This is a genomic window from Amycolatopsis tucumanensis (assembly GCF_021654135.1).
GTDB classification, from domain to species: Bacteria; Actinomycetota; Actinomycetes; order Mycobacteriales; family Pseudonocardiaceae; genus Amycolatopsis_E; species Amycolatopsis_E tucumanensis.
This window is the reverse complement of the sequence record NZ_JAKGSD010000022.1, coordinates 25,298-44,473: the sequence shown is the minus strand read 5'-3', so window position 1 is coordinate 44,473 and position 19,176 is coordinate 25,298. Positions and strand designations below refer to the sequence as shown.

Sequence of the window (19,176 nt, the reverse complement as noted above, 5' to 3'; positions counted from 1 at the left end):
CCACGGTACCTTTCGGGTGACGGGCTACTCCGCTCGGCCGATGAACTTGTGGTGAACGCGGTTCACGAAGTGATTCTCCTTACGCCGCAGGCGTTCCCTGGCGCCACACACGCCACGTCAAGGGCACCCCTGGGCGATATGCGAGGTGTGTCCGGGATGGCGCGTCGAGCACGTGCAGATCCGCCCGCGCGCCCGGGCGGAGTACGCCGACATCGGTCCGGCGCAGGGCCTTCGCGCCGCCGAGGGTCGCCGCGCGTACTGCCTCCGCCACGGACATGCCCATCTGCAGGACAGCGGTCGCCACGCAGAAGCCCATCGACGTGGTGTACGAACTGCCCGGATTCGCGTTGGTGGCCAACGCCACCGTCACTCCCGCGTCGAGCAGCCTGCGGGCAGGCGCGAGCGGTTGACGGGTGGACAGGTCGCAGGCGGGCAGCAGGGTCGCGACGGTGTCCGACGACGCGAGCGCCTCGACGTCCGAGTCGGACAAATGGGAGCAATGGTCGACGCTGGCCGCACCCATCCGGACCGCGAGCCGCACGCCCGGCCCAGGGCCGAGCTGGTTGCCGTGCACCCGCAGGCCGAGGCCGTGCCGCGCGGCGGCGCGCAGGACCCGCTCCGACTGGGCCTCGTCGAACGCGCCCGTCTCGCAGAACACGTCCACCCAGCGCACCGAGCCCGCCACGGAGTCCAGCATCTCCCCGCAGACAAGATCCACATAGGACTCCGCGTCGGCGCCGGGGGGCACCAGGTGGGCGCCGAGGAAGGTGACCTCGTCGGCGGCCGCGGCGGCGATGCGGGCGGCGCGGACCTCGTCGGCCACGGTCAGCCCGTAGCCGGTCTTGGTCTCCAGGCAGGTCGTGCCCTGGCGCACGGCCTCGGACACGTGCCGCCGCAGGTTGGCGGTCAGTTCCGCGTCGGTCGCCGCGCGGGTCGCGTCCACCGTGACCGCGATGCCGCCCGCGGAGTACGGCTGACCGGCCATCCTGGCCTCGAACTCGGCGGTGCGGTCGCCGGCGAACACGAGGTGCGTGTGGCTGTCGACCCAGCCGGGCAACGCGGCGCGGCCCTCGACGTCGATCCGCTCGTCGGCATCCGGCGCGGCCGCGGCGGGGCCGACCCAGGCGATGACGGGCCCGTCGAAGACGATCGCGGCGCCGGTGAGCGTGCCGAGTTCGTCGTCGTTCGTGGTCAGCTCGCCGATGCCGGTGATCAGGACTGCCACAGCGCCGCCACCTCCTCGGCGAGCACCGCCGCCGGGCGGTCGACCAGCTGGTGCGCCCGGTCCCGCACGATCCACCGGCCGCCGACCAGGACGTCCGTCACATCGGCGGCCGAGGCGGCGAAGACGGCGCCCGCCGGCTCCGTTCCCGCCGTGCGGACCGAGTCCAGCGCGACCACGACCAGGTCGGCGGGCTCCCCCACGGCCAGCCGTCCGCCGTCACGCCCGAGGGCGGAGTGGCGGGTGCCCGCGGCCACCAGTTCCGCGACGCCGAAGCGCCCGCGCTCCTCCGACGTGAGCCGTTCGTGCAGTTCGAGTGCCCGCAGCTCCTCGAACGGGTCGATCACGGCCTGGCTGTCGCTGCCGAGGCTCAGCCGCACGCCCGCGTCCGCCAGGCGCCGCGCCTCGCCGATGCCGTCGCCGAGGTCGCGTTCCGTGGTCGGGCAGAAGCAGACCTGCGACAGCAGTCCGATGTCCGTGTCCGTCAGATGGGTGCCGTGCACCGCGACGGTGTGCGAGCCCAGGACGCCGGCGCGGTCGAGCAGTTCGGCCGGCGTGCAGCCGTGGTGCGCGCGGCAGTCCGCGTTCTCCGCGCGTTGCTCCGACAGGTGGACGTGCAACGGGCCGTCCCAGTCGGCGAAGAACGGCAGCTGCTCGGCTGGGACGGCCCGTACGGAGTGCACGGCCGCCGCCACCAGCGCCGAGTCCGGCTTCAGCGCGGCCACGCGGGTTGCCCAGCCGTCGACGTCCCCGTCGCCGAACCGCAGTTGCACGCCCGACAGCTCGCGCCCGAAGCCGCCGGTGAGGTAGCAGGCGTCCAGCAAGGTGAGCCGGATGCCCGCGTCCTCGGCCGCCTGGACCAGGGCGTGGCCCATCGCGTTCGGGTCGGCGTAGCGCCGCCCGCCCGGCGCGTGGTGCAGGTAGTGGAATTCGCCGACGGCCGTGTACCCGGCAAGCGCCATCTCGGCGTAGACGCCGCGGGCGAGCCGGTAGTAGGAGTCCGGGTCGAGCCGCTCGGCCAGGGCGTACATCCGCTCGCGCCAGGTCCAGAACGTGCCGCGGTCGTGGTGCGTCCGGCCACGCAACGCCCGGTGGAACGCGTGCGAGTGCCCGTTGGCGAAACCGGGTAGCACGAGTCCGGGCAGGATGTTTCCCTCGCGTGGCGCGCCGGGGCTGACCTCGGTGAAGACACCGTCGGCGATCTGCAGGCGCACCGCGGAAGCGATGCCGTCCGGCAGCCAGGCACGTTCGGCCCACAAGGTCGTCATGTCGACAAGGCCTCCAGTACCCGGGTGAGCGCGACCACGCCCTCCTCGACGTCGGCGTCCTCGGCGAACTCCTCCGGCGCGTGGCTGATCCCGGTCGGGTTGCGCACGTAGAGCATGGCGGTCGGCGCGTGCGCGGCGAGGATCGCGGCGTCGTGCCCCGCGCCGGTGGGCAGTTCGGGCGCGTTCAGCAGGCCGGTCAGGCGGTCGCGCAGCGCGGTGTCGAACGTGACGGTGCCGCCGTAGGACTCTTCGATGACGGTGACCGCGCACCCTTCCGCGGCCGCGGCCCGCTGTGCCGCCTCGGTCAGCTCCGCCACCACTTCGCGGCTGTTCCCCCGTGCGTCCAGCCACAGGTCCACGGTGGACGGGATGACGTTCGTCCCGCCCGGGTGCGGCACGAGTCGGCCCACTGTCGCCCGAACGTCCATTGTGGACGCGATTTTACGGGCCGCGAGCACGGTTTCCGCCGCCGGCAACATCGGGTCCCGGCGATCGCGCAGAATTGTCGTACCCGCGTGGTTCCCTTGTCCGGTGAACGAGAACCGCCACCGCCCGTGTTCCAGGACCGTGCTGCCGACGCCCACCGGCACGTCCAGCGCCCGCCCCTGCTCGACGTGCAGTTCGACGAACGTGCCGATGCGCCCGAGTGCGATGTCGTCACGCCCGAAGTGCCGCGGATCCACGCCCGCGCTCGCGGCAGCCTCGGCGAGTGTCGTCCCGTCCGGATCGCGCAGGGCCCGTGCCCGGTCCGGGTCGAGGGCGCCGGTCAGCAGCCGTGAACCGAGGCAGGGCACGCCGAACCGGCCGCCCTCCTCCTCGGCGAAGACGACCACCGCGAAGGGGCGTGCGGGGCGAAACCCGTTGTCCTGCAACCGGGAGACGGCCGCGAGCGCGCTGACCACGCCGAGCGGTCCGTCGAAGGCGCCGCCGCCGGGCACCGAGTCGAGGTGGCTGCCGGTCACCAGCGCGTCCGGTCCCGGCGCACCCCACCACGCCCACAGGTTCCCGTTGCGGTCGGTCTCGACGTCCAGGCCGCGTCGCCCGGCCTGCTCCCGGAACCACTCCCGCATCTCGGTCTCGGCGCGGTCGAACCCGTGGCGGGCGTATCCGCCGCCGGGGGCGCGGCCGACATCCGCGAGATCGTCGAGCAGGCTCACGCCTCCTCCCGCATCGGCACGCGCACGCCACGGTCCCGCGCCACCTCGGCCGCCCTCTCGTACCCGGCGTCGACATGCCGGATCACACCCATGCCGGGGTCGTTGGTCAGCACCCGTTCGATCTTCTGCGCGGCCAGCGAAGTGCCGTCGGCCACGCACACCTGCCCCGCGTGGATCGAACGGCCCATGCCGACGCCCCCGCCGTGGTGCAACGACACCCAGCTGGCGCCGGAGGCGGTGTTGACCAACGCGTTGAGCAGTGGCCAGTCGGCGATGGCGTCCGAGCCGTCGGCCATCGCCTCGGTCTCGCGGTACGGGGAGGCCACGCTGCCGGCGTCGAGGTGGTCGCGGCCGATCACCACCGGCGCGCTCAGCTCACCGGAGGCCACCATCTCGTTGAACCGCAGCCCGGCGAGGTGCCGTTCGCCGTAGCCGAGCCAGCAGATGCGCGACGGAAGCCCTTGGTACGCCACGCGTTCCCCGGCCAGCCGGATCCACCGCGTGAGGGTCTCGTTGTCCCCGAACAGGTCGAGGACGGCGCGGTCGGTCGCGGCGATGTCGGCCGGGTCGCCGGAGAGCGCGGCCCAGCGGAACGGTCCCTTGCCCTCACAGAACAACGGACGGATGTAGGCGGGCACGAAACCCGGGTAGTCGAAGGCCCGCTCGCAACCGCCGAGTTTCGCCTCACCACGTAAGGAGTTGCCGTAGTCGAACACTTCAGCACCGGCGTCCAGGAAACCGAGCATCGCGCCCACGTGCTCGGCCATCGACTCGCGGGAGCGGTCGGTGAACTCGTCGGGCTTCGCGGACGCGTAGTCGTGCCAGTCGGCGACGTCGACGCCCCTCGGCAGGTAGGCGAGGGGGTCGTGCGCGGAGGTCTGGTCGGTCACGATGTCCGCCTCGAGCCCGCGGCGCAGCAGCTCGGGCAGCACCTCGGCGGCGTTGCCGATCACGCCGACCGACACGGCCTCGCCGGCCTTCTTCGCCTCGGTGACCCGGCGCACCGCGTCGTCCACATCGGACGCGAGCTCGTCGAGGTACCGGGTCTCCAGGCGGCGGCGGGCTCGGGCCGCGTCGCATTCGACGACCAGCGCGGCGCCACCGTTCATGGTGATCGCGAGCGGTTGCGCGCCGCCCATGCCGCCCAGCCCGGCGGTCACGGTGAGCGTGCCGCGCAGCGTGCCGCCGAACCGTTTCTCCGCCACGGCGGCGAACGTTTCGTAGGTGCCCTGCAGGATGCCCTGCGTGCCGATGTAGATCCAGGACCCGGCGGTCATCTGCCCGTACATCGTCAGGCCGAGCTTCTCCAGCCGCCGGAACTCGGGCCAGGTCGCCCAGTCCCCGACCAGGTTCGAGTTCGCGATCAGCACGCGAGGGGCCCACTCGTGCGTGCGGAACACGCCCACCGGCTTGCCGGACTGCACCAGCAGGGTCTCGTCCTGCTCGAGCCCGGTGAGGCAGCGGGTGATCGCGTCGAAGCTCGCCCAGTCGCGGGCGGCCTTGCCGGTGCCGCCGTAGACGACCAGGTCCTGCGGGCGCTCGGCGACCTCGGGGTCGAGGTTGTTGTGCAGCATCCGCAGCGCGGCTTCGGTCTGCCAGTTCTTGGCCGTCCGCGTGGTTCCGCGGGCGGCCCGGACGGTGCGGCTCATGCTTCCTCCAGTGCGGTGAGGGCGGCTCCCGAACGGACGAGTTCCTCGGCTGCCGCGATTTCCGGGGCGAGGTGGCGGTCCGGTCCCGGCGGGGCGACGCGTTCCCGGAGCAGGTCGCGCACCGCGGCGGTGACCGGCGCGGGGCGCAGGGGCGCGCGGAAGTCGAGCGCGCGGGCGGCGGTCAGCAGTTCGATCGCCAGCACCGAGGTCAGCCCGTCGACCGCGCGGCGCAGTTTCCGCGCCGCTGACCAGCCCATCGAGACGTGGTCCTCCTGCATGGCGCTGCTGGGGATCGAATCGACCGACGCCGGGACGGCCAGCCGCTTCAGCTCGCTCACGATCGCGGCCTGCGTGTACTGGGCGATCATGTGGCCGGAGTCGACACCCGGGTCGTCGGCGAGGAACGCGGGCAGACCGTGCGAGCGCGACACGTCGAGCATCCGGTCGGTGCGGCGCTCGGCGATGCTCGCGACGTCGGCGAGCGGGATGGCGAGGAAGTCCAGCACGTAGGCCAGCGGCGCGCCGTGGAAGTTGCCGTTCGACTCGACCCGGCCGTCGGCGAGGACGACCGGGTTGTCGATGGCGGCGGCGAGTTCCCGGTCGGCGACCAGTTCGGCGTGCGCGACGGTGTCCCTGGCCGCTCCGTGGACCTGGGGCGCGCAGCGCAGCGAGTAGGCGTCCTGCACGCGGGTGCACTCCGGTCCGCGATGGCTGGCGACGATCTCCGAATCCGCGAGCGCGGCGAACATCCGGCGCGCGGAGCGGGCCTGCCCGGGGTGCGGGCGCAGCTCCTGCAGGTCGGCCGCGAACGCCCGGTCGGTGCCGAGGAGTGCCTCGACGCTCATCGCGGCCGTGAGGTCGGAGGTGTCGAGCAGGCGGTTCAGGTCGTCCAGGGCGAGGACGAGCATGCCGAGCATCCCGTCGGTGCCGTTGGTGAGGGCCAGTCCCTCCTTCTCGGCGAGGGTCACGGGCGCGATCCCGGCCTCGGCGAGGGCCTGCGCGGCGGGACGGCCGTCGAGCACCTCGCCCTCGCCCATCATCGCCAGTGCGACGGCCGCGAGCGGCGCGAGGTCGCCCGAGCAGCCGAGCGAGCCGTACTCGTGGACGACCGGGACGATGCCGGCGTTGAGCATCGCGGCCAGCGCGTCCGCGGTCGCCGGGCGGACGCCGGTGTGCCCGGAGGCGAGGGTGCGCAGGCGCAGCAGCATGAGGGCGCGCACGACCTCCGCCTCGACGGCGGGGCCGGTGCCGGCGGCGTGCGAGCGGATCAGGGAGCGTTGCAGGGCGGTGCGGCGGTCGGGCGGGATGTGCCGGATCGCGAGCGCGCCGAAGCCGGTGGAGATGCCGTAGGTCGGCTGGTCGGCGTCGGCGAGGGCGTCGATGTGGCGGCGGGTCTCGCCGAGGGTCTTGCGGACCTCGTCGGTGAGCTCGACCTTGGCGCCGTGCCGCGCGACGGCGACGACCTGCTGCCGGTCGAGTGGTCCGGAGTCCAACCGCACTGTGCTCATGCCGTCATTGCACTCCGCCGCGGGGGTGGCCGGTGGTCCCCGCGGGGTGGTTGTGTCTGGTATCCCAGACAGATGACGGATGTCCCCGCTCTGCGCCGTGGTCTGGCGGTGTTGCGGGTCCTGGCGGCGCGGCCGGGGCCGATCTCGGCCGCCGCGATCGCGCGGGAGCTGGACCTGCCGCGGTCGACGACGTACCACCTGCTGGCGGAGCTGGAGGCCGCGGGTTTCGTGGTGCACCTGGCGGCCGAGCGCCGGTACGGGCTGGGGATCGCCGCGTTCGAGCTGGGTTCGGCGTACCTGCGGCACGACCCGCTGGAGCGGCTGGCGGCGCCGTTGTTGCGGAAACTGGCCGATCGGGTGGGGCACACCGCGCAGCTGGGGGTGCTGCACGGGAACGAGCTGCTGTACCTGGTGAAGGAAAGGCCGTCCGCGCCGGAGACGCTGGTGACCGATGTGGGTGTCCGGTTGCCGGCGCACCTGCCGGCGAGCGGCCTGGTGTTGCTGGCTCACCTGCCGCACGCGCACGTCCGGGCGCTGTACCCGCGCTCGTTCGTCACGCGGACCGGCCGGGGCCCGACGTCGCCCGCCGAACTGCGGCAGGCGCTGGCCGCGGTGCGGTCACGCGGCTGGGCGGTGGAGGACGGCCAGGTGACGGCCGATTTCGCCTCGGTGGCGCACGCGGTGTTCGACCACAACGGGCGCCCGCTGGCGTCCGTGGCGGTGACGTTCCGGCACGTCTGTGAAACCGGGTGCACGCGAACCTGGCCCGACCTGGCCCAGGAAGCCGCCGCGACAGCAGCCGCACTGACGCGCCAGGTAGGCGGCAAACCCCCACCCACCTGACACCGCGCGCCTCAACAGGCGACGCTTCTCACCAGACCCAATCCCAATTTCGGAACGCCCAACGCACCCACAGCGAAGCGCCCCTGGCGAAGCCAGCAGCGAAGCGCCCCAACCACCACCGGAACTCACCCACGCGACGCAACCACGGCAGATGGGGGTCCAGGGGGCGAAGCCCTCCTGGCGGGGGCCTGGGGGTTCGACCCCCAGAGAAAACGACGAAGGCCGAGGCCTGCGAGCGTTCTCCGCGAGCAGACCTCGGCCTTCGGCCGAGTGGAGGTGCCGGGAATTGAACCCGGGTCCTCTGGCGCCTTGCCTAGGCTTCTCCGTGCGCAGTTCGCTGTGCCTCTACTCGGCCCCACCGGTCACGCGAACAAGCCGGTGTGACGGGCCCAGCCGCTGTGGTTTTCCCTTCCGGTCCCCGCGGCCGGGTCCGGAAGGTGAGCCTCCTAGCTGATGCCGGCTACCGGGACGGAGGCGCTCCCGGGCCGACAGACTCGCACTCGCTCAGGCAGCGAGGGCGAAGTCGCGCTGACTATTAGTCTTGGCGCTTATTTGGTTACGACGACGCTTAACGGTGGTCTCTCGCCTGCACCGGCACGCTTCCCTTGACTCAACGTCCAGAGTCGAAACCGTTCACCCCCTTGATGGTGTTCCGTTACCAGCATAACGCCCCCGGCAACCGGGTTTGTTCCGCACCGGTGGGGTTGTCCCTACCCCGGTGACGCCCGCGCGCCCCATGGCTCACCAGCGGGAACCTCGCGATGCTGGTCCCGTGTTGCAGAGAGAGGAACGGATCATGGGGCCGACGTATTCCGCGCTGGACGGCACGCGGCCGCGCCCTCCGGTGCTCGGCGCGCTGGGGTACCTGCTGTGCAACCTGCCGCTGGGTGTGGCCGGATTCGCGTTGATGGTGACGTTGTTCACGGTCGGCCTGGGCACCGCGATCGTGTGGGTGGGGCTGCCGGTGCTGGCCGCCGGGGTGTTGATCGCCCGCGCGGCCGGCCGGTTCGAGCGCGCCAGGGTGTACCGGATGCTGGGCGCCTACATCGTGACGCCGTACAAGCCGCTGCCGGAGTTCGGACTGAAGGCTCGCTGGCGTGCGCGGCTGACCGACGGCGCGACCTGGCGGGACGTCCTCTACCTGGTGCTGCTGCTGCCGCTCGGGATCGCCGAGTTCACGACCGTGGTCGCCTTCTGGTCGGTCGGGCTCGCGGCGACGACGTTGCCGTTCTACTGCACCTACCTGCCTGGTGGCGCCTACTTCTTCCCGGCCTTCGACGAGCGCTGGATAGTGGTGGATTCGCCGGTCGACGCGCTGCCGTGGGCCGCGCTGGGGTTGATCGTCCTGGCGTGCGCGATCGCGCTGACCCGCGGCATGGGCACGGCTCACGCGCTGTTCGCCCGGGCCATGCTCGGTCCGGGGCCGCGGGCCCGCAGGCTCGTCGAATCGGACACCGAGCGCCCTGGTGCGGTGGCATGATGAGCGTCGTGGCCGGTGAGCACGGGCCGATCGAGCAGCCGCGTCCGGGGGCCGCCAAGTCGATCGCGTACATGATCTCCTCCTTCGCGTTGCGCCTGGTCCAGTTCGTGCTGGTCGTGACGCTCAGCCTGGTGGGGATCGCGACGACGGTGATCTGGGTCGGCATCCCGATCCTCTTGTGGACCACGAGCATGGTGCGTGGTTTCGGTGACCTGGAGCGCCGCTGGGTGCGCCGGATGCTGGGCACTCCCCTGCCGCCCGCCGACCGCGCGCCGGTCGAGGGCGGGGTGCTGCGCCGGTGGCGGATGCGCCTGGTGGACAGCACGACGTGGCGGGACCTCGCCTACCTGCTGATCGCGTTCCCGCTGAGCGTGGTCGAGTTCGCGGTCGGCCTCGCGTCGATCGTGCTGGTGCCGATGGCGATCTGGGTCGCGCCGTGGATCGGCTGGGTGCACGGTTCGCTGGCCATCGCGCTGCTGGGACCGAACCGCGCGGAACGGCTGCGCGTGAAGGCGCAGCAGCTGCAGGCCTCGCGGGCGCGCGGGGTGGACGCCGCCGAGGCCGAGCGCCGCCGGATCGAGCGGGACCTGCACGACGGTGCGCAGCAGCGGCTGGTCGCGGTCGCATTGAACCTGGGCCGGGTCAAGAACAAGCTGGACAAGGAACCGGACGCGGTCCGCGCGCTGATCGAGGAGGCGCACACCGACGCCAAGCTCGCGGTGTCGGAGCTGCGGGACCTCGCCCGCGGCATCTACCCGGCGGTGCTCGGCGACCGCGGCCTCGACGCGGCGTTGTCCGCGCTGGCGGCCAAGACGCCGATCCCGGTGGAGGTCTCGGTCGACATCGAGCCGCGCCCGCCGGCCGCGGTGGAGACCACCGCGTACTTCATCGCCGGGGAGACGCTCACCAACGTCGCCAAGCATTCCGGCGCGACGGAAGCGCAGGTCAAGGCCTGGCGCACGAACGACAAGGTGATCATCGAGATCACCGACAACGGGCACGGCGGCGCGGAGGTGCGCCCCGGCGGCGGGCTGGCCGGGCTGGCCGACCGGGCCGCCACCATCGACGGCGTGATGACGGTGGTGAGCCCCGAGGGTGGGCCGACGGTGGTGCGAGCCGACCTGCCGTGTACCTGGTGACCCGGTTCGTGAGTGAATAGGGCGAATTCACTCACGAACTGGGGGTTGGCGGAATGCGTGTGGTGATCGCCGAGGACGCGGTCCTGCTGCGTGCCGGGGTCGAGCGGTTGCTCGCCGACGAGGGAATCGAGACGGTCGCCGCGGTCGACCGCGGCGACGAGCTGGTCGGCGCGGTCACCGAGCACCGGCCGGACCTGGCGATCGTCGACGTCCGGATGCCGCCGACGTTCACCGACGAGGGCTTGCGCGCCGCGCTGGCGGCGCGCGAGGCGGTGCCGGGCCTGCCGGTGCTGGTGCTTTCGCAGTACGTCGAGGAGAGCTACGCGGTCGAGCTGCTGTCCGGCGGGGCAGGCGGCGTCGGCTACCTGCTGAAGGAACGCGTGGCCGACGTGGCCGACTTCCTCGACGCGGTCCGCCGTGTCGCACGGGGCGGCACGGCCATCGATCCGGAGGTGATCGCGCAGGTCATGGCCCGTGGACGGAAGAACCCGCTGGACGCGCTGACGGCGCGGGAGTCCGAGGTGCTCGGGCTGATGGCGCAGGGCCTGTCCAACTCCGCGATCGCCGCGTCGCTGGTCGTCTCGCACGGCGCCGTGGAGAAGCACATCGGCAACATCTTCGCCAAGCTCGGGCTGGAGGCCAGCGCGGAGGAGCACCGCCGGGTCCGCGCGGTCCTCACCTACCTCGGCCGCCCCTAGCTGTTGTGACTGGTGAGGTCGTGGACGGCGTGTCGGGTTGATTGTGGGGAGGGCCTCCGGGCGGAGTGGGTGCTGCGACGCATCCACTACCAGCCCTGGAGGTCCTCGATGGGTCACGCTAACGCACGGACCACGGTGTATGCCCGGCAGTTGATCGTGCAGCGTTGTCAGGCGGGGTGGCCGCCGGCGCGGATCGCTGAACAGCTCGGAGTGGCCCGTTCCACGGGGGTCACAACAACTAGCGCGTCCAGGGCGGCACGATCGTGGCGCCGCCCACCGTTCCGACCATTCCGGCCGACGTGCAGACCGTGGCCCGCGCCGGCTCCGTGCCGGGGTTGTCCAGCCGGAACAGGGTGTCCGGGGGCACGATCACCGCGTCGCCGGGGGCGAGCCGGTGGACTTCGCCGCCGAGCGTCAGTTCGAGCACCCCGGACTGCAGCACGAACACCTCCTCGCGGCTCACCGAGTGCTCCTCGCCGGTCAGCTCCGGCTCGAGCTCCAGCAGCCAGACCGCCAGCTCGGCGGACCCGCGGCTGGGCACGGCCAGCGGGCGGAACACCGCACCGCCGCGCTCGAACCGGGGCGCCTCCGCCAACGTCGCGACAGGCATTTCCGACCTCCAAGTAGTCAAGCAGGTTTACCAGTTTTAAGGTAAAGCAGCTTGACCATCTAGTCAAGGAGCTTGACCATGACCGCTGGCGACATGCCGGGACTGCTCGCGCTGACCTTCCGCGCGCTGATGGACGAGATCCACGAGCACCTCGCCGCCGAGGGGTTCGACGACGTCCGCCCGGCGCACGGCTTCGTGTTCCACTTCCTGTCGCACCGCCCCGCCACGGCCGTCGAGCTCGGCGAGCACCTCGGCGTCACCAAGCAGGCCGCCGTGCAGCTCGTCGACGAACTGATCACCCGCGGGTACGTCGAACGCCGGCCGCACCCGACCGACCGGCGCAGCAGGCTGGTCGTCCTGACGCCGCGCGGCCGTCGGTGCGTCGACCGGGTGGTGGCGCACTCGCGGGCAGCCGAAGAACGGTGGGTGCACCTGATCGGCGCCGGCGATTTCGCCCGGATGCACCAAGGGTTGTCGGCGTTCGCGGACGATATGGCGCGACACCGGAGGGTCACCGTCCGTCCGGTGTGGTGAATCGCTCCTCACCCGTTCTGACGGCGGCGCCCGGTCCGCCGCTCACCTACCATGGGCGGACGTTGACATCGTTTCCCCGCACGAGGAGGGCCCCATGACCGAAGAGAACGTCCGGTTCTTCGGTGGCCCACTCGACGGCCGGGTCCAGACGCTCGACGACCCGGTGAGCGGCACGGTCATGCGGCACGTCCACCTGCACGAGGGCCCCAAGATCGAGACCTTCTACCAGCTCGGGTTCTCCCCGGAGGCCGGTTGGGAGTACCGGCTCTGCGGCCTGCCCGCCTCCGAGGTCGACGAGGCTCGCGAGCTGTAGGTAGGGCGGACCCCACCACGGTCCTGCACCTGTCCCCCGCCCGAAGACGGCGGTCTGCCCGGCTGTGCCCGGCACCCGTTCCGACCAGGCTGAACGCATGCGAACAAGCCTGCGGCAGGCCCCGGCGGGAGCCCGCGACACCTTCCTCGACGTGGTCCGCGCGACCGCGATCCTCGCCGTCATCGGGCAGCACTGGCTGATGCCCGTGCTCAGCTACGACCACGGCCGTCTCGCGACCGGCAACGCCTTGACCACCCCCGGCTGGTGGGCGCTGACCTGGCTGTCCCAGGTCATGCCGATGGTCTTCTTCGCCGGTGGCGCGGCCAACCTGATGTCGCTGCGCCGCGCCGCGTCCACGCGCGACTGGCTGTCCACACGGCTCAAGCGCCTGCTGGTCCCGGTCCTGCCGCTGTTCGCGGTGTGGCTGCTGGCGCCGGACCTGCTTCGCGACCTCGGCGCGCCGGAGCAGCCGGTGCAGATCGCCGGCGCGATCGCCGGGCAGTTGCTGTGGTTCCTCGCCGTCTACCTGATCACCGTGGCCGCGACGCCGCTCATGCTGGCCGCGCACCGCCGCTGGGGACTGCGCGTGCCGCTGGTGCTCACCGGGCTCGCGGTGATCGTCGACTTCGGACGGTTCGAGGTGTTCGGCCCGCTCGGTTACGCCAACGCGGTGTTCGTCTGGCTCGCGGTGCACCAGCTCGGCTTCTCCTACGCCGAGGGCAGGCTCGGCACGCTGACCCGTCGTGGCGCGGCCGCGCTCGCCGTGGCCGGGTTCGGGGTCACCGCGCTGGCCGTCGCGTTCGGCCCGTACCCGGCAAGCATGATCGGCATGCCGGGCGCGCCGGTGTCCAACATGAGCCCGCCGACCGCGGTGCTGATGAGCCTCGCCGTCGGGCAGGCCGGGTTCTGGCTGGCGCTCAAGCCCACGCTGGCCACGCTCGCCGAGCGCCCCGCCGTCGCCGCCGTGCTGCGCTGGAGCGGGCCGCGGTTCATGAGCATGTACCTGTGGCACATGCCCGCGCTGGTCGTCGTCGCCGGAATCGCCGTGCTGGGCTTCGGTTACGCCACACCGGAACCCGGCAGCGCGGACTGGTTCGCCGTCGCCCCGCTGTGGGTCGGCGCGGCAGGAGTCGTGCTGGCCGGTCTGCTGAAGGCGTTCGGGCGCTTCGAAACCCGGCCCAGCCCGGCGGGCGGCGTCCCGGCCGGACAGCTCGCCGCGGCTGCCGTGCTCGCGTCCGCCGGGCTGCTCGGCCTGGCCGCGAAGGGGTTCACCACGCCGCTGGACGCCGGGATGCTCGCCGGCCCCGTGCCGTGGGTGGCGCTGGTGCTGGCCGGGCTGCTGCTGGCGGCGAAGCCGGTGCGGGTCGCCGTCAGAGGTTGAGCAGCTTCGCCGGGGTGTCGTGCAGGACGGCCCGCAGGAAGTCGTCCCCGAGGCGGTCGTCGGCAGCCCAGCCGGCGACCGCCCGCAGCTGTGTGGCGTAGGAGTAGGGGATGTTCGGGAAGTCGGTGCCGAGCACGACCCGGTCGGCGATGTCCGCCAGCCGGCTCGTCCAGTCCGGCGGCAGCGGCATCAGCGCCTCGGTGAACGGGACGCCGACCATCGTGGTGTCCAGGTGCACGCGCGGGTACCGCTCGACCAGCGCGAGCGCCTCGGCGTACTCGGGCATCCCCGCGTGCGCGAGCACCGCGGTCAGCCGCGGGTGCCGGGCGAGCACCTCGCCGAACACGTCGAGCCCGGTGTGCGGGCCGCGCTCGGGCCCGTGCCCGGCGTGCACGACGACGGGCACCCCGGCCTCGGCGAGCGCACCCCACGCGGGGTCGAGCAGCTCGTCCCTCGGGTCGTAGGCGCCGACCTGGACGTGCGCCTTGAAGCAGCGGGCGCCGGCCTGCAGCGCCTCGACGACGTAGGTGGCCGCCGACGGTTCCGGGTAGAGCGTCGCGGTGGGCACCGCGGCCGGGACGCGTTCGGCGAACTCGCGCAGCCAGCCGTTGAGCCACTCGGCCATGCCGGGCTTGTGCGGGTAGGCCAGTGGCGCGTACCGCAGCACCCCGAACGATTCGAGCAGCGCGACCCGCTCGTCCTCGGCCACCCGGTACTGGATGGGCCACTCGTAGCCCGTGCGCTCACCGATCCGGTCGAAGTAGGCCCAAACCTTGACCAGCATCCGTTCCGGCAGGAAGTGCAGGTGCAGGTCGACGAGACCGTCCAGGCCGAGGCCGCGCACCCAGTCCCGGATGTCCTCGTCGCGCTCCGGCCCCACCTAGCGGCGGCCCTTCAACGCCCTGCCCACGGCGCGGCTGATCTCGCGCTGGGCGTCGCGCTTGGCCAGGTCCTGGCGCTTGTCATAGGCCTTCTTGCCCTTGGCGAGGGCGAGCTCGACCTTGACCTTGCCGTCCTTGAAGTACATGGACAGCGGGACGAGCGAGAGCCCGCCCTCCTTGGTCTTGCCGATCAGCTTCTCGATCTCGCCGCGGTGCAGCAGCAGCTTCCGCTTGCGCCGCGACTCGTGGTTGGTCCACGTGCCGTGCTCGTACTCGGGGATGTGGAGGTTGCGCAGCCACACCTCGCCGTCGTCGACCGTGGCGAACGCGTCGACCAGCGAGGCGCGGCCCGCGCGCAGGCTCTTCACCTCGGTGCCCACCAGCGCGATCCCGGCCTCATAGGTGTCCAGCACCGCGTAGTCGTGCCGCGCGCGGCGGTTCGACGCGATCACCTTGGAGCCTCGTTCTTTGGGCATAGTTCCAGGTTATCCCACACGTCCCGGCTGGAGCACGGCGTTAATGCCGCACGTAGAGCCGCAGCGTCAGGTACCCGGTGGTGGCCGAGATGATGATCGAGGCGAGCAGCAGCCACGGCGCCACCACGATCACGTCGAGCACCTGGATGTTCGGGATGATGCCGCCGGTGACGGACAGGATGCGGTCGATGAACGCGAACTTCGCCGCGATCAGGCCGCCGACCGCGATCGCCCAGCCGATGACGCCGGTGACCACCGCTTCCAGGAGGAACGGCAGCTGTGTGTACCAGCGGGTGGCGCCGACGAGCCGCATGATGCCGACCTCGGTGCGCCGCGTGAACGCGGAGATCTGCACCGTGTTGGAGATCAGCAGCAGCGCGGCGAGTGCCTGGATGAGTGCGATGACGAAGGTACCGTCGCGGACGCCGCCGAGCACGCCGAAGAACCGGTCGAGGAACTGCTTCTGGTCGTCGACGCGGGACACGCCGGGCCGGGTGCCGTACTCCTGGGTGATGACGTCGCTGCGGCTCGGGTCCTTGAGCTTGACCTGCAGCGAGGCGGGCAGCGCCTCGGGGCGGGCGGACTGCACCAGGATCGGGTTGTCCTGGAAGAGCTTCTTGAACCGCTCGTAGGCCTGGTCGCGGTTTTCGAACACGACGGAGTCGACGGCCGGGTTGCTGTTCAGGTCGGCCAGCAGTCCGCGGCACGGGTCCTGGGTGCAGGTCTTGTCGTTGGCGCTGACGTCCTGGGTCAGGTAGAGCGAGACCTCGACGTCGGCCATGTAGTTGACCTGCATCTTGTCGATGGTCCGCACGATCAGCAGGCCGCCGCCGAGCATGCCGAGCGAGATGGCCGTGGTGATGATCATCGCGATGGTCATCGTGATGTTGCGGCGCAGGCCGGTGAAGACCTCGCTGAACACGAAACTGGCACGCATCGGGGGGTGGTTCCTCAGGTCGGGGGCAGGCGGGGGGTTCGGGGTGACTCAGCGGCCGACGCCGTACACGCCCCGGGCGTCGTCGCGGATCACCTTGCCGAGCTGGAGCTCGACGACCCGGCGCCGCATGGAGTCCACGATGGAGTGGTCGTGGGTGGCCATCAGGACGGTGGTGCCGGTGCGGTTGATCCGCTCCAGCAGCAGCATGATGTCCTGGCTGGTGTCGGGGTCGAGGTTCCCGGTGGGCTCGTCGGCCAGCAGCACGAGCGGCCGGTTCACGAACGCGCGGGCGATCGCCACCCGCTGCTGCTCACCACCGGAGAGCTCGTGGGGCATGCGGTCGGCCTTCCCTTCCAGCCCGACCAGCTCGAGGACTTCCGGCACCACCTTCTTGATGGTGTGCTTCGGCTTGCCGATGACCTCGAGCGCGAACGCGACGTTCTCCGCGACGGTCTTGTTGCCGAGCAGGCGGAAGTCCTGGAAGACGCACCCGATGGTCTGCCGCAGGCGGGGGACCCTGCGGCGGGCCATCTTGGCCACGTCGAAGTTGGACACGAAGACCCGGCCCTTGGTGGGGACCTCCTCGCGCAGGAGGAGGCGCAGGAACGTCGACTTGCCGGACCCTGAGGGCCCGATCAGGAAGACGAACTCGCCCTTGTCCACGTCGACCGACACGTTCTCGAGTGCGGGACGCGTCGACGTCTTGTAGACCTTGGAGACACTGTCGAGCCGAATCACGGTGGGCAATCCTACCCATGGGCGTCGTTAAGCCCGGGTTGGCCTATTGCCTCCGGCGCGGCGGTTACGCAGCGTTGGCCTGCTTGCGCCAGCGGATGCCGGCCTCCAGGAAGTCGTCGATCTCCCCGTCGAGCACGGAGCTGGGGTTACCCACCTCGTGCTCGGTGCGGAGGTCCTTGACCATCTGGTACGGGTGCAGAACGTAGTTGCGCATCTGGTTGCCCCAGCTGCTGCCGGAGTCCTTGAGCGCGTCGAGCTCGGCGCGCTCCTCCTCCTTCTTCTTGAGGAGGAGCTTGGCCTGGAGGACCTTGAGCGCGGCGGCCTTGTTCTGCAGCTGCGACTTCTCGTTCTGGCAGGAGACGACGATGCCGGTGGGCAGGTGGGTGATGCGCACCGCGGAGTCGGTGGTGTTGACGCTCTGCCCGCCGGGGCCGGAGGAGCGGAACACGTCGACCCGGATGTCCTTCTCCGGGATCTCGACGTGGTCGACCTCCTCGACCTCGGGCAGCACCTCGACGTGGGCGAACGACGTCTGGCGGCGGCCCTGGTTGTCGAACGGGGAGATCCGGACGAGCCGGTGGGTGCCCTGTTCGACGGACAGCGTGCCGTAGATGTAGGGCGCGGCGACCTTGAAGGTGGCCGACTTGATGCCTGCCTCTTCGGCGTAGGAGATGTCGTAGACGTCGGTCGGGTAGCCGTGGCGCTCGGCCCAGCGCAGGTACATGCGCAGGAGCATCTCCGCCCAGTCGGCCGCGTCGACGCCGCCGGCTTCCGCGCGGATCGTGACCACCGCGTTGCGGTCGTCGTACTCGCCGGAGAGCAGGGTGCGGACCTCGAGGGCGTCCACTTCCTTCGCGAGGCGGGTCAGCTCGCCTTCGGCCTCGGCCTTGCTGGCGTTGTCGCCCTCGGCCTCGGCGAGCTCGTGGAGCACCTCGAGGTCGTCGAGCCGCTGGCGCAGGTCGGTGACCCGGCGCAGCTCGGCCTGCCGGTGGGACAGCTGACTGGTGACCTTCTGCGCGGCCTCCGGGTCGTCCCACAGGTTGGGGTTGGACGCCTGCTCTTCCAGGTCAGCCACCTGGGCACGCAGGGCGTCGAGGTCCATGACGGACTCGACCTGCGTCAGCTTGCCGGCGAGGTCCTTCAGGTCGGCTGCGAAGTCACCACTCACAACCTTCAAGGTTACGGCACGGGGCGCGGCCGGTTACGGGAACCGGCCGCTTGGGGCCCCGTGGCCGCTCAGGCGTCCGGGATCGCGTCGATCAGCTTCAGCGCCGCGCGGGCGTGCGCCTGGCCGAATTCGGCGATGGCCTTGGTGTAGGGGTCGCCTGCTGCCTTGACGGCGGCCCTGGCCTCGTCCAGGTCCTCCTGGTAGCTGGCCCTGGCCGTCTCGATGAGGCCGGCGCGCTGCTTCGCGGTGAGCGAGGCGGCGTGCACGAGGCGCAGGATCAGGGGGCTGCGGAGGTGGTCGGGGCCGGCGTCGGAGGTCAGCCAGGCCTTGAAGGCCTTCTTCCCGGCGGCGGTGATCACGTACTGCTGGCTGGAGCGCGGTCCTTGCTTGCCGAGCCGGACGAGCCCTTCCTTGGCGAGGGCGGGCAGCTCACGGTAGACCTGGCTGCGGGTGACGCTGAAGAACGTCCCGAACCGCTCCTCCGCCGCCGCAACCAGCTGCCCCCCGGTGGCCGGGCCGTCCTGGAGCAGGCCGAGCAATGCCGCTGCTGTTGCATTGAGTTCAGACACCCCTACAAGGTGCCACTTTTCCGCCGATCTGTCCACAGTGGTCACGATCAATGTCCACAAAGGTCATTACCTTCCCCCGTCCGGCCCAATCGGGGGTGCCCCAAGCGCACGAAAAAGGCCCGGTCCGTGAAGACCGGGCCTTTTCCCTGGTAGCGGGGACAGGATTTGAACCTGCGACCTCTGGGTTATGAGCCCAGCGAGCTACCGAGCTGCTCCACCCCGCGCTGTAAGACCCACTATACACACCCCACCCTGGCCCCCAAACCCGGCCCCCCAGTCCACACAAGACACCCCCAGCCCCTGGCATCCGCGCCCAACCCCAGCTGACCCATTGCCCCAGCGCCGTCAGGCGCGAAGGGCAAACCCGGCCCCGCCCCACCCAACCGAACGTCCCCACAGATCCGGCACCGCGCGGGGGGTGCAGGGGGCTCGCCCCCTGCCGGGGGCCTGGGGGTCCGACCCCCAGAAGACACAACGAAGAGAGGCCCCCGATCCGCGCTTTCCGCGGATACAGGGGCCCCTGCCTCTCGTAGCGGGGACAGGATTTGAACCTGCGACCTCTGGGTTATGAGCCCAGCGAGCTACCGAGCTGCTCCACCCCGCGT

General features: G+C 71.3%; 19 protein-coding genes, 2 tRNA genes, 1 other RNA gene and 1 pseudogene. 8 read left to right on the top strand and 15 right to left on the bottom strand.

Annotation, left to right across the window (positions count from 1 at the left end; all coding sequences use genetic code 11):
* Window positions 1-79: 79 nt before the first annotated feature.
* The 5 genes from hutI to hutH are packed head-to-tail and all read right to left on the bottom strand — an operon-like array spanning window position 80 to window position 6,804.
* Window positions 80-1,225 (bottom strand): imidazolonepropionase, encoded by a 1,146-nt coding sequence (gene hutI, locus L2C96_RS21970; protein WP_020417615.1) that lies wholly within the window; start codon window positions 1,223-1,225, stop codon window positions 80-82.
* A complete protein-coding gene (locus L2C96_RS21965) occupies window positions 1,213-2,490 on the bottom strand; it encodes a formimidoylglutamate deiminase (RefSeq protein WP_020417614.1) in 1,278 nt (425 codons plus the stop codon). The genes hutI and L2C96_RS21965 overlap by 13 nt, the downstream gene beginning before the upstream one ends.
* Window positions 2,487-3,647 (bottom strand): allantoate amidohydrolase, encoded by a 1,161-nt coding sequence (locus L2C96_RS21960; protein ID WP_020417613.1) that lies wholly within the window; start codon window positions 3,645-3,647, stop codon window positions 2,487-2,489. Before L2C96_RS21960 ends, L2C96_RS21965 begins: the two co-directional genes overlap by 4 nt.
* Window positions 3,644-5,296, bottom strand: coding sequence for a urocanate hydratase (gene hutU / locus L2C96_RS21955; RefSeq protein ID WP_237337550.1), 1,653 nt, complete (start codon window positions 5,294-5,296; stop codon window positions 3,644-3,646). The genes L2C96_RS21960 and hutU overlap by 4 nt, the downstream gene beginning before the upstream one ends.
* Window positions 5,293-6,804, bottom strand: a complete 1,512-nt coding sequence (gene hutH / locus L2C96_RS21950; protein WP_237337549.1) for a histidine ammonia-lyase — start codon at window positions 6,802-6,804, stop codon at window positions 5,293-5,295. Before hutH ends, hutU begins: the two co-directional genes overlap by 4 nt.
* Window positions 6,805-6,876: 72 nt before the next feature.
* Between hutH and L2C96_RS21945 the strand changes: the two genes are divergently transcribed.
* Window positions 6,877-7,647 (top strand): IclR family transcriptional regulator, encoded by a 771-nt coding sequence (locus tag L2C96_RS21945; RefSeq protein ID WP_237337548.1) that lies wholly within the window; start codon window positions 6,877-6,879, stop codon window positions 7,645-7,647.
* Between the two features lie 268 nt (window positions 7,648-7,915).
* Here the strand turns inward: L2C96_RS21945 and ssrA are convergent.
* Window positions 7,916-8,288: a transfer-messenger RNA gene (gene ssrA / locus L2C96_RS21940) on the bottom strand.
* 155 nt (window positions 8,289-8,443) lie between these two features.
* Between ssrA and L2C96_RS21935 the strand changes: the two genes are divergently transcribed.
* The 4 genes and pseudogenes from L2C96_RS21935 to L2C96_RS45350 all read left to right on the top strand — a co-directional run.
* A complete protein-coding gene (locus L2C96_RS21935; RefSeq protein ID WP_237337547.1) occupies window positions 8,444-9,127 on the top strand; it encodes a sensor domain-containing protein in 684 nt (227 codons plus the stop codon).
* Window positions 9,127-10,266 (top strand): sensor histidine kinase, encoded by a 1,140-nt coding sequence (locus tag L2C96_RS21930; protein ID WP_237337627.1) that lies wholly within the window; start codon window positions 9,127-9,129, stop codon window positions 10,264-10,266. Before L2C96_RS21935 ends, L2C96_RS21930 begins: the two co-directional genes overlap by 1 nt.
* 53 nt (window positions 10,267-10,319) lie before the next feature.
* Window positions 10,320-10,964: a response regulator transcription factor gene (locus tag L2C96_RS21925; RefSeq protein WP_020417607.1), complete on the top strand. Its 645-nt coding sequence runs from the start codon at window positions 10,320-10,322 to the stop codon at window positions 10,962-10,964.
* Window positions 10,965-11,072: 108 nt separating this feature from the next.
* Window positions 11,073-11,177 (top strand): annotated as a pseudogene (locus L2C96_RS45350) (IS481 family transposase); the annotation flags it as partial.
* A 25-nt stretch (window positions 11,178-11,202) separates the two neighbouring features.
* On the opposite strand, the gene L2C96_RS21920 reads toward L2C96_RS45350, so the two are convergent.
* Window positions 11,203-11,574: a cupin domain-containing protein gene (locus tag L2C96_RS21920; protein ID WP_237337546.1), complete on the bottom strand. Its 372-nt coding sequence runs from the start codon at window positions 11,572-11,574 to the stop codon at window positions 11,203-11,205.
* Window positions 11,575-11,652: 78 nt separating this feature from the next.
* Between L2C96_RS21920 and L2C96_RS21915 the strand changes: the two genes are divergently transcribed.
* The 3 genes from L2C96_RS21915 (at window position 11,653) to L2C96_RS21905 (ending at window position 13,802) form a co-directional block, all read left to right on the top strand.
* Entirely contained in the window at window positions 11,653-12,108 is a 456-nt protein-coding gene (locus L2C96_RS21915; RefSeq protein WP_237337545.1) for a MarR family winged helix-turn-helix transcriptional regulator, read from the top strand.
* A gap of 94 nt (window positions 12,109-12,202) precedes the next feature.
* Window positions 12,203-12,421, top strand: coding sequence for a DUF8847 domain-containing protein (locus L2C96_RS21910; RefSeq protein WP_020417604.1), 219 nt, complete (start codon window positions 12,203-12,205; stop codon window positions 12,419-12,421).
* A gap of 97 nt (window positions 12,422-12,518) precedes the next feature.
* The gene (locus L2C96_RS21905; protein ID WP_020417603.1) at window positions 12,519-13,802 is read left to right on the top strand and encodes an acyltransferase family protein; all 1,284 of its coding nucleotides are present in this window, start codon (window positions 12,519-12,521) and stop codon (window positions 13,800-13,802) included.
* Here the strand turns inward: L2C96_RS21905 and L2C96_RS21900 are convergent.
* The 8 genes from L2C96_RS21900 to L2C96_RS21865 form a co-directional block, all read right to left on the bottom strand.
* Window positions 13,792-14,682: an amidohydrolase family protein gene (locus tag L2C96_RS21900; protein WP_020417602.1), complete on the bottom strand. Its 891-nt coding sequence runs from the start codon at window positions 14,680-14,682 to the stop codon at window positions 13,792-13,794. The genes L2C96_RS21905 and L2C96_RS21900 overlap by 11 nt on opposite strands.
* Window positions 14,683-15,159, bottom strand: a complete 477-nt coding sequence (smpB, locus tag L2C96_RS21895) for an SsrA-binding protein SmpB (RefSeq protein ID WP_026153846.1) — start codon at window positions 15,157-15,159, stop codon at window positions 14,683-14,685.
* A 40-nt stretch (window positions 15,160-15,199) separates the two neighbouring features.
* The gene (gene ftsX, locus L2C96_RS21890) at window positions 15,200-16,096 is read right to left on the bottom strand and encodes a permease-like cell division protein FtsX (protein WP_017987099.1); all 897 of its coding nucleotides are present in this window, start codon (window positions 16,094-16,096) and stop codon (window positions 15,200-15,202) included.
* Window positions 16,097-16,144: 48 nt separating this feature from the next.
* Window positions 16,145-16,834 (bottom strand): cell division ATP-binding protein FtsE, encoded by a 690-nt coding sequence (gene ftsE, locus L2C96_RS21885; RefSeq protein WP_017987098.1) that lies wholly within the window; start codon window positions 16,832-16,834, stop codon window positions 16,145-16,147.
* A 64-nt stretch (window positions 16,835-16,898) separates the two neighbouring features.
* Window positions 16,899-18,002 (bottom strand): peptide chain release factor 2, encoded by a 1,104-nt coding sequence (gene prfB / locus L2C96_RS21880; protein WP_020417601.1) that lies wholly within the window; start codon window positions 18,000-18,002, stop codon window positions 16,899-16,901.
* 68 nt (window positions 18,003-18,070) lie between these two features.
* Window positions 18,071-18,571 carry a PadR family transcriptional regulator gene (locus tag L2C96_RS21875; RefSeq protein WP_027935800.1) on the bottom strand — a complete coding sequence of 167 codons (501 nt, stop codon included), beginning with the start codon at window positions 18,569-18,571 and terminating at the stop codon, window positions 18,071-18,073.
* A gap of 147 nt (window positions 18,572-18,718) precedes the next feature.
* Window positions 18,719-18,795 (bottom strand) — tRNA-Met (locus tag L2C96_RS21870).
* Between the two features lie 306 nt (window positions 18,796-19,101).
* Window positions 19,102-19,175: transfer RNA gene (locus tag L2C96_RS21865), tRNA-Met, on the bottom strand.
* Window position 19,176: the final 1 nt, after the last annotated feature.

Bases quoted from the DNA above. Each gene is read 5' to 3' on its own strand.
- hutU (WP_237337550.1), bottom strand. From the start codon at position 5,296: ATGAGCCGCACCGTCCGGGCCGCCCGCGGAACCACGCGGACGGCCAAG.
- L2C96_RS21945 (WP_237337548.1), top strand. From the start codon at position 6,877: ATGACGGATGTCCCCGCTCTGCGCCGTGGTCTGGCGGTGTTGCGGGTC.
- L2C96_RS21915 (WP_237337545.1), top strand. From the start codon at position 11,653: ATGACCGCTGGCGACATGCCGGGACTGCTCGCGCTGACCTTCCGCGCG.
- L2C96_RS21935 (WP_237337547.1), top strand. From the start codon at position 8,444: ATGGGGCCGACGTATTCCGCGCTGGACGGCACGCGGCCGCGCCCTCCG.
- ftsX (WP_017987099.1), bottom strand. From the start codon at position 16,096: ATGCGTGCCAGTTTCGTGTTCAGCGAGGTCTTCACCGGCCTGCGCCGC.
- L2C96_RS21925 (WP_020417607.1), top strand. From the start codon at position 10,320: ATGCGTGTGGTGATCGCCGAGGACGCGGTCCTGCTGCGTGCCGGGGTC.
- L2C96_RS21905 (WP_020417603.1), top strand. From the start codon at position 12,519: ATGCGAACAAGCCTGCGGCAGGCCCCGGCGGGAGCCCGCGACACCTTC.
- smpB (WP_026153846.1), bottom strand. From the start codon at position 15,159: ATGCCCAAAGAACGAGGCTCCAAGGTGATCGCGTCGAACCGCCGCGCG.
- L2C96_RS21910 (WP_020417604.1), top strand. From the start codon at position 12,203: ATGACCGAAGAGAACGTCCGGTTCTTCGGTGGCCCACTCGACGGCCGG.
- L2C96_RS21920 (WP_237337546.1), bottom strand. From the start codon at position 11,574: ATGCCTGTCGCGACGTTGGCGGAGGCGCCCCGGTTCGAGCGCGGCGGT.
- L2C96_RS21930 (WP_237337627.1), top strand. From the start codon at position 9,127: ATGAGCGTCGTGGCCGGTGAGCACGGGCCGATCGAGCAGCCGCGTCCG.
- L2C96_RS21965 (WP_020417614.1), bottom strand. From the start codon at position 2,490: ATGACGACCTTGTGGGCCGAACGTGCCTGGCTGCCGGACGGCATCGCT.
- hutH (WP_237337549.1), bottom strand. From the start codon at position 6,804: ATGAGCACAGTGCGGTTGGACTCCGGACCACTCGACCGGCAGCAGGTC.